This window comes from Acinetobacter sp. YH16031 (assembly GCF_013417335.1).
Taxonomy (GTDB): domain Bacteria; phylum Pseudomonadota; class Gammaproteobacteria; order Pseudomonadales; family Moraxellaceae; genus Acinetobacter.
The window spans coordinates 80,016-96,672 of record NZ_VPED01000002.1 but is presented as its reverse complement, the minus strand read 5'-3'; the positions used below and the strand labels follow the sequence as shown (position 1 = coordinate 96,672).

The 16,657-nt window shown below is 43.7% G+C and carries 13 protein-coding genes and 2 tRNA genes; 4 read left to right on the top strand and 11 right to left on the bottom strand.

All coding sequences use genetic code 11. The annotated features are described in order from the left end of the window. Positions 1–2: 2 nt before the first annotated feature. The 3 genes from epmA to FTV31_RS01605 all read right to left on the bottom strand — a co-directional run bounded on the left by epmA (position 3) and on the right by FTV31_RS01605 (position 3,482). A complete protein-coding gene (gene epmA, locus FTV31_RS01615; RefSeq protein ID WP_180012761.1) occupies positions 3–983 on the bottom strand; it encodes an EF-P lysine aminoacylase EpmA in 981 nt (326 codons plus the stop codon). Further along, the gene (locus FTV31_RS01610; RefSeq protein ID WP_180012760.1) at positions 980–2,047 is read right to left on the bottom strand and encodes a 4-phosphoerythronate dehydrogenase; all 1,068 of its coding nucleotides are present in this window, start codon (positions 2,045–2,047) and stop codon (positions 980–982) included. Before FTV31_RS01610 ends, epmA begins: the two co-directional genes overlap by 4 nt. 211 nt (positions 2,048–2,258) lie before the next feature. Beyond that, complete coding sequence (locus tag FTV31_RS01605; protein ID WP_180012759.1) at positions 2,259–3,482, bottom strand: acyl-CoA dehydrogenase; 1,224 nt, start codon at positions 3,480–3,482, stop codon at positions 2,259–2,261. A gap of 258 nt (positions 3,483–3,740) precedes the next feature. Here FTV31_RS01605 and FTV31_RS01600 point away from each other — a divergent pair, with 258 nt between their 5' ends. After that, a complete protein-coding gene (locus tag FTV31_RS01600) occupies positions 3,741–4,694 on the top strand; it encodes a LysR substrate-binding domain-containing protein (protein WP_180012758.1) in 954 nt (317 codons plus the stop codon). Positions 4,695–4,749: 55 nt separating this feature from the next. Here the strand turns inward: FTV31_RS01600 and FTV31_RS01595 are convergent. From FTV31_RS01595 to greB, 3 genes are all read right to left on the bottom strand, one after another. After that, positions 4,750–4,840: transfer RNA gene (locus FTV31_RS01595), tRNA-Ser, on the bottom strand. Positions 4,841–5,100: 260 nt separating this feature from the next. Continuing rightward, positions 5,101–5,191 (bottom strand) — tRNA-Ser (locus FTV31_RS01590). 88 nt (positions 5,192–5,279) lie between these two features. Further along, positions 5,280–5,774 carry a transcription elongation factor GreB gene (gene greB / locus FTV31_RS01585; RefSeq protein ID WP_159123487.1) on the bottom strand — a complete coding sequence of 165 codons (495 nt, stop codon included), beginning with the start codon at positions 5,772–5,774 and terminating at the stop codon, positions 5,280–5,282. A 364-nt stretch (positions 5,775–6,138) separates the two neighbouring features. Between greB and FTV31_RS01580 the strand changes: the two genes are divergently transcribed. Then, the gene (locus FTV31_RS01580; protein ID WP_180012757.1) at positions 6,139–7,254 is read left to right on the top strand and encodes a transglycosylase SLT domain-containing protein; all 1,116 of its coding nucleotides are present in this window, start codon (positions 6,139–6,141) and stop codon (positions 7,252–7,254) included. A 94-nt stretch (positions 7,255–7,348) separates the two neighbouring features. Here FTV31_RS01580 and FTV31_RS01575 read toward each other — a convergent pair whose 3' ends face one another. Then, positions 7,349–7,735, bottom strand: a complete 387-nt coding sequence (locus FTV31_RS01575; RefSeq protein ID WP_004784757.1) for an SCP2 sterol-binding domain-containing protein — start codon at positions 7,733–7,735, stop codon at positions 7,349–7,351. A gap of 218 nt (positions 7,736–7,953) precedes the next feature. After that, a complete protein-coding gene (gene ttcA / locus FTV31_RS01570) occupies positions 7,954–8,880 on the bottom strand; it encodes a tRNA 2-thiocytidine(32) synthetase TtcA (protein ID WP_180012756.1) in 927 nt (308 codons plus the stop codon). Between the two features lie 501 nt (positions 8,881–9,381). Here ttcA and FTV31_RS01565 point away from each other — a divergent pair. Both FTV31_RS01565 and htpX read left to right on the top strand, forming a co-directional pair. Continuing rightward, positions 9,382–10,254, top strand: coding sequence for a lytic transglycosylase domain-containing protein (locus tag FTV31_RS01565; protein WP_180012755.1), 873 nt, complete (start codon positions 9,382–9,384; stop codon positions 10,252–10,254). Positions 10,255–10,431: 177 nt separating this feature from the next. Further along, complete coding sequence (htpX, locus tag FTV31_RS01560; RefSeq protein WP_180012754.1) at positions 10,432–11,337, top strand: protease HtpX; 906 nt, start codon at positions 10,432–10,434, stop codon at positions 11,335–11,337. A 74-nt stretch (positions 11,338–11,411) separates the two neighbouring features. Here htpX and FTV31_RS01555 read toward each other — a convergent pair whose 3' ends face one another. The 3 genes from FTV31_RS01555 to FTV31_RS01545 all read right to left on the bottom strand — a co-directional run bounded on the left by FTV31_RS01555 (position 11,412) and on the right by FTV31_RS01545 (position 16,570). Continuing rightward, the gene (locus FTV31_RS01555) at positions 11,412–11,993 is read right to left on the bottom strand and encodes a DUF4112 domain-containing protein (RefSeq protein ID WP_180012753.1); all 582 of its coding nucleotides are present in this window, start codon (positions 11,991–11,993) and stop codon (positions 11,412–11,414) included. A 75-nt stretch (positions 11,994–12,068) separates the two neighbouring features. Then, positions 12,069–13,403 carry a magnesium transporter gene (gene mgtE, locus FTV31_RS01550; protein WP_180012752.1) on the bottom strand — a complete coding sequence of 445 codons (1,335 nt, stop codon included), beginning with the start codon at positions 13,401–13,403 and terminating at the stop codon, positions 12,069–12,071. Positions 13,404–13,444: 41 nt separating this feature from the next. Continuing rightward, the gene (locus FTV31_RS01545; protein ID WP_180012751.1) at positions 13,445–16,570 is read right to left on the bottom strand and encodes an efflux RND transporter permease subunit; all 3,126 of its coding nucleotides are present in this window, start codon (positions 16,568–16,570) and stop codon (positions 13,445–13,447) included. Positions 16,571–16,657: the final 87 nt, after the last annotated feature.

Here is a 16,657-nt window from a genome sequence, read left to right as displayed (position 1 = left end):
ATTTATGAAATTTCAGCCGGGAAAGTAATCACTTTTTCCAATTTCATCTGATTGGTTGCAATCATCAGCAAGCGATCAAGACCTAGGGCAATACCTGAACATTCCGGCATTTGTGGCAATGCCGCCAGCAAATACTCATCAATCGGCATGACATGCAAGCCAAGCACTGCCCGTTCTGCATTATCTGCTTCAAAGCGGGAACGCAAAACTTCAGCATCAATCAGCTCATCATAAGCATTGGCCAGTTCCAGCCCTTCGATATACAACTCGAAACGGGCAGCAACCAGCTCCCCATCTTCATCGATTCTGGTTTTAGCCAATGATGCCAGTTCCGGTGGAAAATCTGTCAGAAATACAGCCGTATCGAAACCCAGGCTTGGCTCGACCATATGCGAGAATAAAAGGTCGATATACCCTAAACGGTCATCCCCCAAGTCCAGATTGAGACCTACCCTGCGACAGCAATCTTTGAGTTGCTGTAAAGTGGCCTGTAAAGGATTGAGATCCAGGCGATCCATAAAGGCATGTTTATAGCTGAGCACAGTGGGGCGGATTTCTCCAAAACGTGCCTTAAGTGTCACATTTAACAGATCTGTCACTTCAAACATCAGATCTTTCAGACTAAAGGCCGGACGATACCATTCCAGCATGCTGAATTCACTATTGTGCTTGCGGCCGTGTTCATCATCGCGAAACACCTTACAGATCTGGTAAATCGGCCCACTACCACTGGCCAATAAACGTTTCATGGCAAATTCAGGTGAGGTCTGTAGATAATGTGTGCCGAGCTTACCCATGACATGACGCTGGGCCTGAATCGAAGCCAGGTGCACATCGGTCACGCCAGCCTGAGATAAAATCGGTGTTTCCACTTCCAGCACGTCACGTTCAGCAAAAAACTGACGGAGCTGGGCATACATGTTGGCACGTGCTTTAATGGCTTTTAAATCACAGGTTGGTTGATAAGATACAGTTTGACTCATGCCTTTGGCCCTCCATGAGAGGCCCATTCACGTCGTAAAGGATAAGTCTTGCGTAAATGATCAAATGCTTTCTGATCGACTTTGCCATTTTTTAAACATGCACGCAGATTGGCATCATCACGGGCAATATCATAGATCTGGGATAAATGCTGTTGCAGCGCCAGTTTTAAATCCTGGTTCTGGAAAAACTGTTCACAAACAGGCAGCTGACTTTCAAACTGCTTTTTAATTTCAAAGCCGAAAGTCTGGCAAAATGCCTCGTAAATCATTTGAGTACCGCGTGCCTTACCTTCCAGACTATAACCTGCAATATGCGGTGTCACCAAAGTAATCAGATTCAGTAGCTGTTCAGAAATTTCCGGTTCATGTTCAAACACATCCAGTACAACCTGACGTTGAGTTGCCTGAATATCAGCAATTAGCGCCGCTTCTTCAACAACTGGCCCACGCGCCGAATTAATTAAAATGGCTTCAGGCTTCATTTGTCCAAGTGCAGCAGCATTAATCAAATGATAAGTCGGATGCTGACCTGTTTTGGTTAAAGGTACATGAATGGAAATAGCATCTGCGTTCTTTAGCAGTTCTTCAAATTCAACCTGATGAACCTGATCGCGCTGTACAAAGGGATCGTAGGCAATCACATTCCAGCCCAGCAGTTTGACCATTGTTGCCAAACGTGAACCGACATTTCCTAGACCGACAATGCCCAAGGTGAATTCTTTATTTGCATTGATCAATTGGGGTTGTAAATATAATAAAGCTGTAATCACATATTCAGCTACCGCCTGCGCATTACAACCGGGTGCATTGCTCCAGCGGATGTTCTGTTGTTCTAGTGCAGCAATGTCCAGATGATCTGTACCAATGGTGGCACTGCCGACGAATTTAATCTGACTGTCCTGTACGAGTGTTGCATTGACTTTGGTCACGGAACGGACCAATAAAGCCTCGGCATCTTTTACATCGTTCGCAGTGAGAGTTCTTCCTGCACGATGCTGAATATCGCCAAATTCTGCAAAGAAATAATCGGTAAATGCCAGATTTTCATCTGCGACAATTTTCATAATCTGTTCCAATGACTGAATCTGTCTATCATACCGCGTCAACCGGAATGTGACTATTTTCACTCAAGCTTTAGATGAATTCTTGCAAACATAGAGATATAAAAAATGCCGAAGTCAAACATCACTTCGGCAAAGGAGTGTAATTGGAGTAAGAAAATGACGCAAGGTTAGGCGATTGAAAGCCATACCCTGCACGAAAAATTTTCCTCTTTTAATTGGAGAATGCAGCAATACCCGTTTGCGCACGGCCTAGAATTAGGGCATGTACATCATGGGTCCCTTCATAAGTGTTGACCACTTCTAGATTTACCAGATGACGTGCTACACCGAATTCATCAGAAATACCGTTACCGCCCATCATGTCACGCGCTAAGCGGGCAATATCCAGTGCTTTACCACAGTTATTACGCTTGATCAGTGAAGTACCTTCAACTGATGCAATGCCTTCATCTTTCATGCGGCCAAAACGTAAAGCCACTTGTAGACCTAATGCAATTTCAGTTTGCATGTCTGCCAGTTTTTTCTGGATCAGCTGATTCGCAGCCAATGGACGGCCGAACTGTTTACGGTCCATGGTGTATTGATGCGCTGTATGCCAGCAGAATTCAGCTGCACCCATCGCACCCCAGGCGATACCATAACGAGCACTGTTCAGACAGGTAAATGGACCTTTCAAACCACGAATTTCCGGGAATGCGTTTTCTTCTGGTACAAAAACATTGTCCATGACGATTTCGCCGGTGATCGATGCACGCAGACCTACTTTGCCGTGAATCGCTGGTGCAGAAAGCCCTTCCCAGCCTTTTTCCAAGATAAAACCACGAATATCACCGACGTTGCCTTCAGGAGACACTTCTTTCGCCCACACAACAAATACATCTGCAATCGGACTGTTGGTAATCCACATTTTCGCGCCAGTCAGACGGTAACCACCATCGACTTTCTTGGCACGTGTAATCATGCTGCCCGGATCAGAACCATGATCAGGCTCAGTCAGACCGAAACAGCCGATATATTCACCAGTCGCCAGCTTCGGTAAATATTTCTGTTTCTGCTCTTCAGAACCAAATTCATTGATTGGCACCATCACCAATGAGCTTTGTACGCTGGCCATAGAACGGTAACCGGAATCCACACGTTCTACTTCGCGGGCAATCAGGCCATAGCTGACATAATTTAGACCTGCGCCACCGTACTGTTCTGGAATCGTTGGACCAAGTAGACCTAACTCACCCATTTCACGGAAAATGGTTGGATCGGTTTTTTCATGACGGAACTGCTCTAATACACGCGGCTGTAACTGTCCCTGACAATATGCACGCGCAGATTCCATGATCATGCGTTCTTCTTCAGTCAGCTGCTGCTCCAGTAAGAACGGATCCTGCCAGTTAAAATAGACTTTGCTGGTTTTTTTCGTATCGACCATTTGATTCATAGTATTCCCTGCCAATCCTTCATCTATCTATTAGATGTTGTTTTATCCTTCAGAGTGACTCTAGGCATGAATCATGACTTGTTCAAACAATAAATTTGCATGCAGCTATGCAATTTGCGCATACCTTATATAAGTTGCTATTTCCAGAAATTATTTTCTTAGCTAATTTGCTTGTTTTTTATACCAAAGTCGTATAGTAGTATAAGAGTGATATACCATTTATTGATATCTGACTATTTTAAGTTCAAGGATAAACAGGTGCGTAGAAAAATACCCTCCCTGCAAGCGCTGATCTGTTTCGAATCTGCTGCACGTCATGCCAGTTATACCTATGCTGCGCAGGAACTGTTTTTAACCCAAAGTGCAGTTTCACGCCAGATCCAGCAACTGGAGGAGTATTTAGGCACAGCTTTATTTACCCGTACGCGGCATGGTGTAGAACTCAATCATGCTGGACAACAATATTTAAAGAGTATCACTCCGCATCTCAAAGGACTGGAACAGGCAACACTAGATGTCATAACGCATCAAGGGCGTGGCGGCACTTTAAAACTGGGCGTAGTACCTACTTTTGCGACGCGCTGGCTATTACCTAAACTCCAGAGCTTTAATCGGCTGTATCCTGAAATTACGATACATCTGGAAACCAGCACCCGCCCTTTTCTGTTTCAGGAACAGATTTTCGATGCTGCTATTTATGCAGGAACACCTCAACAGGTCGAACAATGGCCTGGTACGCATAGCCATTTTCTAATGCATGAAGATGTAGTTGCTGTCTGTGCACCTGACCTGATTCAACAGTATTTTCCCGATGCACAGAAGATTAATGACTACAGCTATGACTTAAGTGCTGAACAACTGGTTCAACTCCCTTTATTACAGCAAACCACCCGGCCGAATATCTGGGAAGACTGGTTCAAGCTACATCAGATCCAACATCCAAATCCTTTGCAGGGGCAACGACATGAACTGTTTTCTATGCTCGCTGTAGTGGCTAGCCATGGCATGGGAATGGCCTTGATCCCGCAAATGCTAATTGAAAAAGAATTAAAGCGACAGGAATTGGTGCTGGTATCCAGTAAGACCTTAGAAAAGAAACGAGGCTATTATCTGGTCCATTCCAGTCAGGAAAGCTCACCGTTGATTGAAAAATTTGTTGCATGGATACAACAGGAAATTCAGGGCAGCCTTCCATCTGAGTCTGACCTATAAACCCCAATGATCAGACAATAAAAAACCCCAATCAATGATCGGGGTTTTTCGTATCTGGCGGAAGCGGTGAGATTCGAACTCACGGAGGGGTATAAGCCCTCGTCGGTTTTCAAGACCGGTGCATTAAACCGCTCTGCCACGCTTCCATGGCCGCCATCATATAAATATTTCTGTTTCTTGGCAATAAATTTTCGCAAAACTTCTGTAAAAATCAGTTCATTCAGTTAAAAATCAGACGAAAATTTTAGAGTAGATAAAATTTTATACATAAGATTTAGGGGCTGATATTTTTATTTTCAGAATGAATTTAGCCTTAATGTTCACATCATTTTGAACAATGAAAATTTAAAATCATTTTAATGAGTTAAAAATAAAAACCCCGATCAATGATCGGGGTTTTCGTATCTGGCGGAAGCGGTGAGATTCGAACTCACGGAGGGGTATAAGCCCTCGTCGGTTTTCAAGACCGGTGCATTAAACCGCTCTGCCACGCTTCCATGGCCGCCATCATATAAATAAAAATTGCGCTTGGCAAATATTTTTCCAATTTCTCTGCATCAACTGCACAAAATAAAATCAATTTCATTAATCTTCTGAATTTTCTGGCTTTTCATAGCGAATTGAATTGATAAACCAGAGTTTCTTGCCGGATGGTGTCATCACCTCAGCTTCATCATCCACTGACTTGCCTAACAGGGCACGTGCCATGGGTGAATCAATCGAAATATGCTGGGGATGATGATCATAAATTTCATCGACGCCCACAATCCGAAGGCTCTTTTGCTCACCCTGTTCATTTTCAATTTCGACCCAGGCACCAAAATAAACTTTGCCTTCCTGTTCAGGAGAAAAATCAACAATTCGCAGCTCTTCCAAACGCTTGCCCAGATAACGAACCCGACGATCAATTTTACGTAAAAGCTGTTTGTTATACTGGTAATCTGCGTTTTCCGAACGGTCGCCGAGACTGGCTGCCCAGTTCACTTTTTTGGTAATTTCAGGACGTTCTTCATGCCAGAGATTTTTAAGTTCTGCCACCAATTTATCATGTCCACCACGGGTAATCAGGTTAGATTTCATGTATTTTAATTGCCAATTTTGAACCAGTTTTTAGACATTAAGAGCTTATTTTATTTGGAGTTTTAGGACAAGCTAGAATATGCAATTTTTTTCTTCAATAAATTTAACAACTTAAATTACATTTAAAAAATAAATTATGTACAAAATTTGACAATTCATTTTTTGATCTTTAATATGCACCCTACTTTTGGAATCGCTTATTTTTTAATCTATGTAGTTTTTCTACATATTTCCCGATCAATTTAGTCATTTTTGAATGACGTCATGACTGCCCAACCCTTATTGAATTTATCAAACTTTTAAAAGTTTCTGGCTAGTATTGGCTGTGATTTTTAGGGCATAAATTACTTGTAGCGGAGACAACATGCACAGTAGTTCAACCACTGGGTCGAGGCTTTGCCTTAGCTCTTTTATCTCTTCTCTCCCTGTAAAAGCACTGGTACTGAGTACGGCACTTATCCCCTTTCATAGTATCAATGCCACTAAAACCACACTTCAATATGATCATGTGGTCAATAGCAACAAACTCACCGTCGTCGCAGTTCAAAGTCCAACGACTGTGTTTCAGGATGGACAACATCAGCATGGTTTTGGTTATGACCTGGTTCGCAACTATGCCAACAGCCTGAATGTTAAGCTGGATTTTAAAACTGTTCCGGATAATGCCACGGCCCTGAAATGGGTAGCGCAGGGCAAAGCCAATCTGGCCATGACCACCACTGATCTGGGTACGATTGAACAACAGCGTTTAACGGCTTTTTCTGCCACTTGTGGTGATGAATCTTCGCTGGCCAGTAATGGACTGAATGCCAATCTGAATCTGGTATTTAAATCAGCCAGTGATCCCTTGAGTCAAACTGCCAGTGCTTTTGTATGTCAAGGCAAACAAAGCGGTGCGATCAAGCAGCTTGCATCCTTCTACAATCAGAATGTGGTAGAAGAACATTCTTGGGATGAAATTCAACAGGATCTGAACCAGCGCCTCCCCACATACAAGGCGAGCTTCCAGAAATCTGCTCAGCAGTACGATCTGGACTGGCACCTGCTCGCCGCGATCGGTTACCAGGAATCCTATCTAAAGCCAAACTCCGTATCTCCCACCGGTGTCCGCGGTCTGATGATGCTCACAAGCTCTACCGCAAAAGCGATGGGGGTTAGTAACCGGACAGATCCAGGCGAAAGTATTGATGGGGGTGCCAAATACTATGACCAGATGCTGAGTCGTTATGAACATATCCCTTATCCGGATCGTAACTGGTTTGCTCTGGTTGCCTATAACATGGGTCCAGGTGCTGTGAATCAGCTGCAAAAACGTATTCAGGCCCAAGGCAAGAATCCGAATAACTGGGTAAACCTGTATGCTTATCTGGAACAGAATAAAGCTAACAATGGTCGTTACCGTCAGGCTCTTCAATACGTGACCCGTATCCGTGCCTATCTGGAACACATCAAGACCACTCCACAGCTGGTGAATATTTAAGCCTGATCATTTCAAATCCAGATATTCAGCTATAAAAAAAAAGCTTACCTCAGGGTAAGCTTTTTTGTTACTACAGCTTCTTAGATCAAAACTATTAAGCTGTGGTATTTTCAAGAACTTTCTTGAACAGGTCTTTTTGTGCTTGGCTTGGCTTTGCTGTTTGCAATGCCATCAATTGAGACATATCGCCTTGCACCTTGATTTTACCTGTCATGAAGGCTTGCATTGCAGCCGCCATATCAAACTCAAGGAAAACTTTACGTAAGGTTTCACCATCCATGTTCAATGTTGTTTTTGCATTTGGAGATAAACCTTTTTTAATCGCGCCACCTTCCAAAGATAATTCTGTATTACCTGTAGTGTCTGCAACGACCAAATTAATTGCCAGATTCGCCAAAGCAGGTGGCAAATCCAAATCACCAGCTTGTGCAGTGAGCGTGTCTACAGTCGAAAACCAATCATCAGTTAAAAAAGCAGGCATGATCTTTCCTCAATTTATTTATTCATTTGTGTCGGCTATCCAGACGACATCAGGTTGAAGCTATTATGCTTGTGACTTGTTATAACATGATCATTATGGCAAAGGCTAACGAATTTTGTACGCACCGTTCAATTTTTGTAGTTCTTATCTTGCATTATTTTTGATTCAGGCATCGGCCGTAGCCCATGCCTGTATCGGCTTAACTTTATATAGATCAATTAGTCTGCTGCAAAGCCCAGATTGACCATATTGATGCGGCGGTTCTCGCTTTCTACCGCCTCTTCAGTGGAACAGCTGCCTTTGAAATCGAATTCGCGCTGGCTATCCAGAATTTCGAAATCAAATAATTCACGGTCAACTAACTGAGATGGTGAAACATTTTGCAAGGCACCAAAGATGCTGTGCAGACGTTTTGGATGCGCATTGTCCCATTCACGTAACATGTCATTGATAATGGCACGTTGAAGATTTTCCTGAGAGCCACATAAATTACATGGAATAATTGGAAATTGACGCATCTGTGCATATTTGATGATGTCTTTTTCTTCCACATAAGCCAAAGGACGAATCAGGATGTTCTTTTTGTCAGAAGACAGCAATTTTGGCGGCATGGCTTTCAGGCTGCCCCCATGGAACAGGTTCAGGAAGAATGTTGCCAGAATATCATCACGGTGATGACCCAGTGCTACTTTAGTCGCCCCAATTTCCTGAGCAAAACCGTACAAAGAACCACGGCGCAGACGTGAACATACTGCACAGTAAGTCTTACCTTCCGGTGTCAGTTTTTTGGTAATGCTGTAGGTATCTTTTTCCAAGATGTAATACGGAATGTTATTTTCTTCTAAATAACGCGGTAATACATCTTCCGGGAAACCGGGCTGTTTCTGGTCCAGGTTAACCGCCACCACATCAAAGTTGATCGGTGCAATGCGTTTAAACTGAAGCAGGATATCAAGCAAGGTATAACTGTCTTTACCACCAGAAATACACACCATGACCTTGTCGCCGTCTTCAATCATCTTGAAGTCGCGAATGGCATGTCCGACCTGGCGGCGAAGCTTCTTCAACAAACGGTAGTAGGCAGAGCTTGTTGGCAGTTCAGGTTTGAAATTAAATCCTTGCTCGGATTCAACTGGCGAGTACATAGACGAGAATAACCCATAAATAAAAATACCGCGCAATTTTAGCTGATTCGGTTCCGTATCGCATCAAAAGAATTTATTTTCATACAAATGCCATATTAGTTTCATTTTCATGTTTTATTTAGATTGATATATTGAACGATTTAGTTCAGTTTTTAAGCGAGATGCTTATCTTTTGGACTTTTCCACAGTTGTCCACAAAAGTTGTGGATAACTTTGTGGATTGAAATGGACTTGACAACTTGTTCACCTCAAAATTTAAGGCTTTTCTTTAAATTGATCATTTTTTGATCAATTTATTTTGTTATTAAAATCAATAAGTTAAACCTGTCAACCCTAAGGTTTTAAATTAAATAAAAAAAATATTTTAGTGTTCAAAATATTGACAGCCTTTCCCGTTTACATACTCGTTTATAAATGCAGCGTATAAGGCTGTGCATTACGTAATTTTTTGTTAAACTCATTCATGAATTTTTCTAGCTTATTATTTATCAAATATAAACAATGAAAATAAAGACGTATTTCTTGGGGTGTCAACTGATCGGTAGCTTGGTCATGCTGAGCTGCAGTCATTTGGTGTATGCCGGTGAAACCATCTATCAGTTGCGTGATAAAAACGGCAGTACCTTATTGACCAATAAGAAGAGCCGTTATAATCATCTTCAGGTCGAAAAGAAGACTTATTATCCGGATAGCAATATTCATAGCTATAGTAACTGGGGCAGCAGCGAGTCGTCGGTTTTGCCTAGCTATAGCAAGAATAAGAATGCTTTTGATTCGATCATTCGTCAGGCCGCACAGACTTATGGTGTGTCTGAAGGTTTAATTAAAGCAGTCATGCATACTGAATCCGGCTTTAATACCCATGCCCGCTCTCCTGTGGGTGCTCAGGGCCTGATGCAGCTGATGCCAGCTACAGCACGTCGCTTTAATGTCAGTAATGCTTATGATCCGCATCAGAACATTATGGCAGGCGCCAAATATCTGGCCTGGTTATTAAAGCGTTTTAATGGCAATACCAGCCTGGCACTGGCGGGCTATAATGCTGGTGAAGGTAATGTCAGCAAATATGGTGGAATCCCGCCTTTCCGGGAGACTCAGGATTATGTACGCCGTGTGACCAGCCGTTATCAAAATCTGTATACTCATGGCCTGAGTGCAAGTACAACCACGTCTAGCATATCATCCAGTGAAGGCCGCATCATTGCCAGTTCAGTGAACTACTCCAATGATAGCAGCAGTACTTCACACATTCAGGCAGCCAAGTATCAGCGTCAGATTATTATGAATGCTGATGGCAGTTATACCGATGCACCGATGGGTTCTTATGCAACGGCGAATGCAACAGCAGCAGCTAAAATTTATTTAAGTGAATAAATAAATCAAAATCATTTGATTCTAAATAGCCTTAGCGAAAATGCAGCAAAAAATAAAGCTGTGTTTTGTGATCTAGGGCCATTTTTTTCTTGAATTTTTAGTCATTTCACCCCATATTGATTTCAATGATTTTCATTTGCTAATCAGATTATTTTTTTATAATAAGAGGATTTCTCAATGATGCGGATTGGTTTGTTCTTGCTAACCAACCTCGCGGTACTGGTTGTAGCTGGCATTATCCTGTCACTCTTCGGTGTCGGTAGTTACCATGGCGCGGGTGGCTTGAATCTAGGCAACCTGTTGGTGATCTGTTTTGTGTTCGGTATGGTGGGATCACTGATTTCCCTGTTCATGTCTAAATGGATGGCGAAAAAAACAACCGGTACTGAACTGATTGACCCAAATGCCCCTCGTAACCAGGCAGAAGCATGGTTATTACAAGAAGTTGCGCAACTTTCTCAGCGCGCTGGCATTAAAATGCCGGAAGTGGGTATTTTCCCATCTTATCAGTCAAATGCCTTTGCAACAGGCTGGAACAAGAACGATGCGCTCGTGTCTGTTTCTACAGGTCTGCTTGAACGCATGAACAAAGATGAACTTCGCGCGGTACTGGCACACGAGATCGGTCACGTTGCCAATGGTGATATGGTGACACTGGCCTTGATTCAAGGTGTAGTCAACGCATTTGTCATGTTCTTTGCCCGCGTAGTTGGCGACTTCGTAGACCGTACTATCTTCGGCCGTGAAGAGGGTGAAGCACCGGGTATTGGCTATTTTGTGATTACCATTGTGCTGGATATCGTATTTGGTATTATGGCTTCAGCGATCGTGCTGTGGTTCTCACGCTACCGTGAGTATCGTGCTGATGAAGCAGGTGCGCGTTTAGCTGGTAAACAGGCCATGATTTCAGCGTTATTACGTTTACAGGCTGAATCAGAAATGCCGGATGCTATGCCGAAAGAAATGAAAGCCTTTGCGATTTCTGCTGGTCAGGAACAAGGTTTTAGTCTGGCGGCACTGTTCCAGACTCACCCAACGATTGAACAACGTGTTGCTGCCTTGCAACAACTCGATTGCCCTTAAGCAACGCATTGATTGCTTGATAGAAAAAAGCCTGCATTTGCAGGCTTTTTTATTAAGTTTAGGTTTATAAACCTTCAGGCTTTAAACCATTGAAAGAGCTGCATTGTGCCCCAGCCAATGGCCATAATTAACAGAATCAAAAAGAAAGTTCCTAAGATATCTGGTAGATGAATCCAGATCCAGGCCACCACAGGATTACGCCAGAAAGCAGATTGCTGTTGTCTGCGTTCCAAACTTTCATGCAGAAATGGATGTACCACATGATGATCGGTACGGATCTGGTATTCGTCCCGGATATGCTGATGCACAATATCCAGTGCCTTACGGCTAGGACGAATAAAAATATCAAATATTGTTCCTGCTACAGGAATAAAGCCGACCACAGCATCCATGACAGCCATTTTCAGGACTGGCTTTAATTTTTCACTTGGCACCCCGATCTGACGGGCTTTATAAATCGCATAACTGGTCAATACAAAACCTGCGATATCTCCCGCTACCGGAATGGTACTCAAAGCAGCATCTGCCCCGACGCCCTGCTTGGTAAATGGAATCCGTACCACCGAATCCATCATATTGGCAAACTTGGCCAGATCCCGCTCCAGACGAATGACATCCCGTTGGCTCAATTTATTTTTTTGTCCGGGATCAGGCATAGGTTCTTCCAGAAATGAAGCTGATGTAATTGAGCATAAAGTATTTTTTCTATTTAAGCTGTAATTGCTAAGTATTTAAAACAATAATTGAGAGGCAATAAACAAGTAAATAATCACCCCGGTGGCATCACAAATTGAAGTCACCAGAGGTGCTGATGCACTGGCTGGGTCCATTTTCAATTTATTGAGAATAAAGGGTAAACTCATGCCGATTAGACATCCCATCAGTACAATACCTAACATACTTAAAGCGAGTACAACAGCGACCATCCAGTCGCCTCGAATATAACCCAGAATTGATACTGCAATGGCCATCGTTCCACCCAGACATAAAGCAACCAGGGACTCACGACCCAGCAGGCTAAACCAGTCCTTAAACTGTACATCACCTGTTGCTAAGGCACGCACCATCAAGGTGGCAGATTGTGAACCAGCATTCCCGCCACTACCCACCAATAATGGCAAGAAAAATACCAGCACAATATGGGTGGAAATAATATCTTCAAAATGGGCAATTCCGATTCCGGAGAGCAGACTGCCAAACACCAGAATGACCAGCCAGAATACCCGTTTTTGATACAATCTGAGAATCGGTGCGGTTTTCAGACTCAGTTCATTCAAAGGCGTCACTGCACCGGATTTTAAAATATCTTCAGTACTTTCTGCCTCTGCAATATCCATGGCATCATCATAGGTAATAATCCCGACCAGCTTCTGGGTCGCGTCGACCACTGGCAAGGCAATAAAATCATAATAGGCCAAGGTACGGGCGACCTGCTCCTGATCCTCATCCACTGTGGCATAGACCACATCTGTGGTCATGACCTCATTAATGGTGGCATCCGGCCGTGCCTGAATAATTTGCCTTAAGGAAATTACGCCGAGCAGATGCTGTTTCTCATCCACGATATAGATCAGATATAAAGTGTCATGATTCCCCGCAATATCACGTAGCGTTTCAATCGCCTCCGTCATGCTCAGTTTGGGAGCAAGCGTGACGAAGTCTGAACTCATTAATGCACCGGCTGTTTCTTCCGGATAAGCATGCAGCTCTCGCAGGGTTTGTAGCGACTGGGTAGATAATTTGCCAAGTAACTGCTGCTGTACTTCACAGGGCATCTGCTTGTATAAATCAATGAAGTCATCGGAATGCATGGCATCCATCAGACTGGCCAGTTGCTCCAGAGGAAATTGATAGGCCAGCTGGATTTGCATGGCCAGTGGTAAGTACTCCAGTACTTCTGCCTGACGTTCCAGCTGCTTGAAATGGTGACAGCGTTCTGCTGGTCCAAGCTCAGACAAAATTCTGGCCTGATCGGCAATATTTAGCTTTTGTAGAAGCTGATGAATATTATTTTCCCCTGTCAGCAGAGTCTCATGTAGTTGCTGTATTTTTTCTTGGTGCTGCATTCCCATACCATCATTCCATGCAGGTATGAAACATACCCGCCCTAGAGTGAGTATTCCTCATTTTCCTGATTGATTTGTATAACTTTATTTGTTGCTTTGACATGAAACAGGTTTCGGATTAACACATATATAAACGGGATAAAGAATAATACCAAAATAGTTGCAAAAATGACCCCGCCCAAAACGCTGGCACCAATTTCCTGACGGCTGATCGCACTGACCCCAGAGGCAAAGATCAAGGGAATCACTCCCGCAGCAAAAGCAATAGAGGTCATGAGAATAGGCCGTAAGCGCAAACTTGCTCCTTCTAAGGCTGCAGCTATGGCTGTTTTTCCTGCTTTCTCTGCCTGTGCAGCAAACTCTACAATCAGAATGGCATTTTTACAGGACAGACCAATCGTCGTCAGCAAGGCAATATGAAAAAAGATATCATTGGCGAAACCAAAGACCCAGCAAAATAAGATGCTGCCGCCTACACCCAATGGAATGGCACTGATCACGGCCGCAGGAATGGTCCAACTTTCATATAAAGCGGTTAAGCACAGGAAAATAAAGGCAATCGAAATCACATACAGGAAAATCGCCTGACCGCTGCTGCGCTTTTCTTCCAATGCGGCTCCGCTCCAGGCCAGATTCACACCTTCCTGGGCATCTACCAATGCTTCAACATCCTGCATGGTTTGACTAGAAAACTTGTCCTTTGGAATCCCAGCATAGACTGGAACAGCGTTATAGCCCATATAGCGGTTAATACTGTTCGGCCCACCCTGCCAATTCAGACTGCTAAACTGGTTAAATGACAGCATTTCACCTTTTTGATTGCGTACATGCCAGAAAGCCAGATCTTCAGGCTTGGAACGGTATTCTGCTTCACCCTGCATAATCACACGTTTAATCTGGCCACGATCAATAAAGTCATTGATGTAAGTTCCACCCCATGCTGCAGCCAAAGTACTGTTTACATTTTGCTGAGGAATGGAATGCTTTAACACACGCTCTGCATCAAGTTTGATATTCAGCTCAGCACTTTCTTTAGGTTGGTCCAGCTGTAGAAATTCAATCGATGATTTGCCTTGGGCACGCGCTTCAATCTGGCCAAATGCCTCCTGTAAAAATTCAGCTCCTTTATAATCCAGGTCTTGCAACCAGAAATCGACTACACGACCATTACTCGACATGGAAGGCGCCATAAAGAAAATTTGGGCATTGGCATGATTGGCAAAGTGTTTCTGTGCTCGATCGACAATAGCAAAGACTGAATCTTCAGGATTTTTGCGCTCAGCCCAGTCTTTTAATACCACAAAGAGCTGCCCACGATACGGGCCTACACCGACGTTGTTGCCGCTATACCAGACACCTACACTCTGAATGCGTTCCGATTCGTGTTTCATCAAATAATCTTGTACTTCACGCCCGACTTTTTCGACTTCTGTACGCGGTGCATTGCCCGGCATGACAATCTGCCCCATAACAAAGCCCATGTCTTCAGTGGGCATCAATCCTTCCGGCAAATGCTTATATACCCAGCCGAAGCCCATTATGCACACACCAAACAGTGCCAACATCGTGAACTTCAGTCGCATGCTTCGAGCTGAAACTTTTTGGTAACCGGCATTGAGCTGATCCATGCCATGGTTAAAGTGCTGTGCCCAGCGAGCCTGATGATGTTTGCGTTTCAATAACTGTGCCGCAAATGTTGGGGTAATCACCAAGGCCACGAATAAAGACAGCAACATCGCAACCACCAAAGTAATGGAAAATTGACGATAAATCACCCCAGTGACGCTGCCAAAGAAAGCCATCGGGATAAATACTGCGGTAAGTACCAGCGTAATACCGACCAGTGCTCCACTCATTTCCTGCATGGACTTTAAGGCAGCCACTTTGGCATCCAGATGTTCGTCCTGCATCAGGCGTTCAATATTTTCCACCACTACAATGGCATCATCGACTAGCAGACCGATGGCTAAGATCAGGGCAAATAAGGTAAAACTATTCAGAGTCATACCCAAGACATACAGCACTGCAAAGGTCGCCAAAACCACAATTGGAATCGTAACGGCCGGAATAATCGTGGCACGCCAGTTTTGCAGGAAGATAAACATCACCACAATAACCAGAATAATGGCTTCAACCAGGGTCTTAGCTACCTGTTCAATTGAGCTGGTAATAAATGGAGTTTTGTCCATGGTCATTTGCAACTGGTAGTGCGGTGGCAAATTGGCCTGAGCGTTTTTTAATACGTCTTGAATCTGTTTGGACACTGCAATGGCATTACTCCGTGGCGCCAAAGTAATCGATAAAGCTGAAGAGAGCTGTCCGTTGGTATAATTAATGTGGTTATAACTTTCTGCACCCAGTTCTACCCGTGCCACATCTTTTAAGTACAGCAATGAACCGGAATCCGTGGTTTTAACAATAATATTCTCAAATTCTTTCACGCTGCTTAAACGTGAACCCGCACTAACCTTGGCATTGAGATATTGATCCTGCATCGTCGGCAAACCACCAATTGCGCCTGAAGCCAATGGTGCGTTCTGGGTTTCAATGGCATTGCGAATATCACTTGGCATCAGGTTAAACTGATGCAACTTATGCGGATTTAGCCAGATCCGCATGGCATAACCTGCACCGTACAGGTCAATTTCCCCTACACCTTCAATACGTGACAAACGCGGTTCGACATGCACCATTAAATAATCTGAAAGTTCGGTGACGCTACTTTGCCCACTCTCATCATATAAGCTTAACAGTGCAAACTGGTCATACCCTGATTTATAAACATTGACTCCGCCTTGTTGCGTCTCTTCAGGTAAGCGGCTCAATACGCCATTCACGGCGTTTTGAACCTGTAACTGGGCTTGATCAAGATCGACCCCTTGCTCAAATTGCAGCGTAAGTTGGGCCCGTCCCACCGAACTGCTGGAATGAAAGGTTTCTAGACCTTCAATGCCTTTTACTGCCTGTTCCAGAATCTGGGTCACCGATTGCTCAACAGTTTCAGCCGATGCACCACGATAACCTGCGGAAACGCCTAAAGCTGGCGTATCCATATTTGGCATATGTTCAATGGGAATTTTTTGAAGTGCAAATACCCCAAGGGCCATCATTAAAATTGCAATGACCGCTGCAAACTTGGGACGATAAATAAAAAAGCGCGACAACATAAATCAGAAATCCCCATCAAATGCATCTTTAGGATGCACACGCCATGAATAGATGATTTCTATAGCAATTTTCACACCATGCTTAAA

Excerpts from the sequence above, each read along its gene's own strand:
- FTV31_RS01580 (WP_180012757.1), top strand. The coding sequence starts at position 6,139 with ATGCACAGTAGTTCAACCACTGGGTCGAGGCTTTGCCTTAGCTCTTTT.
- ttcA (WP_180012756.1), bottom strand. The coding sequence starts at position 8,880 with ATGTACTCGCCAGTTGAATCCGAGCAAGGATTTAATTTCAAACCTGAA.
- FTV31_RS01565 (WP_180012755.1), top strand. The coding sequence starts at position 9,382 with ATGAAAATAAAGACGTATTTCTTGGGGTGTCAACTGATCGGTAGCTTG.
- FTV31_RS01555 (WP_180012753.1), bottom strand. The coding sequence starts at position 11,993 with ATGCCTGATCCCGGACAAAAAAATAAATTGAGCCAACGGGATGTCATT.
- mgtE (WP_180012752.1), bottom strand. The coding sequence starts at position 13,403 with ATGCAGCACCAAGAAAAAATACAGCAACTACATGAGACTCTGCTGACA.
- greB (WP_159123487.1), bottom strand. The coding sequence starts at position 5,774 with ATGAAATCTAACCTGATTACCCGTGGTGGACATGATAAATTGGTGGCA.
- FTV31_RS01575 (WP_004784757.1), bottom strand. The coding sequence starts at position 7,735 with ATGCCTGCTTTTTTAACTGATGATTGGTTTTCGACTGTAGACACGCTC.
- FTV31_RS01605 (WP_180012759.1), bottom strand. The coding sequence starts at position 3,482 with ATGAATCAAATGGTCGATACGAAAAAAACCAGCAAAGTCTATTTTAAC.
- FTV31_RS01545 (WP_180012751.1), bottom strand. The coding sequence starts at position 16,570 with ATGTTGTCGCGCTTTTTTATTTATCGTCCCAAGTTTGCAGCGGTCATT.
- epmA (WP_180012761.1), bottom strand. The coding sequence starts at position 983 with ATGAGTCAAACTGTATCTTATCAACCAACCTGTGATTTAAAAGCCATT.
- FTV31_RS01610 (WP_180012760.1), bottom strand. The coding sequence starts at position 2,047 with ATGAAAATTGTCGCAGATGAAAATCTGGCATTTACCGATTATTTCTTT.
- htpX (WP_180012754.1), top strand. The coding sequence starts at position 10,432 with ATGATGCGGATTGGTTTGTTCTTGCTAACCAACCTCGCGGTACTGGTT.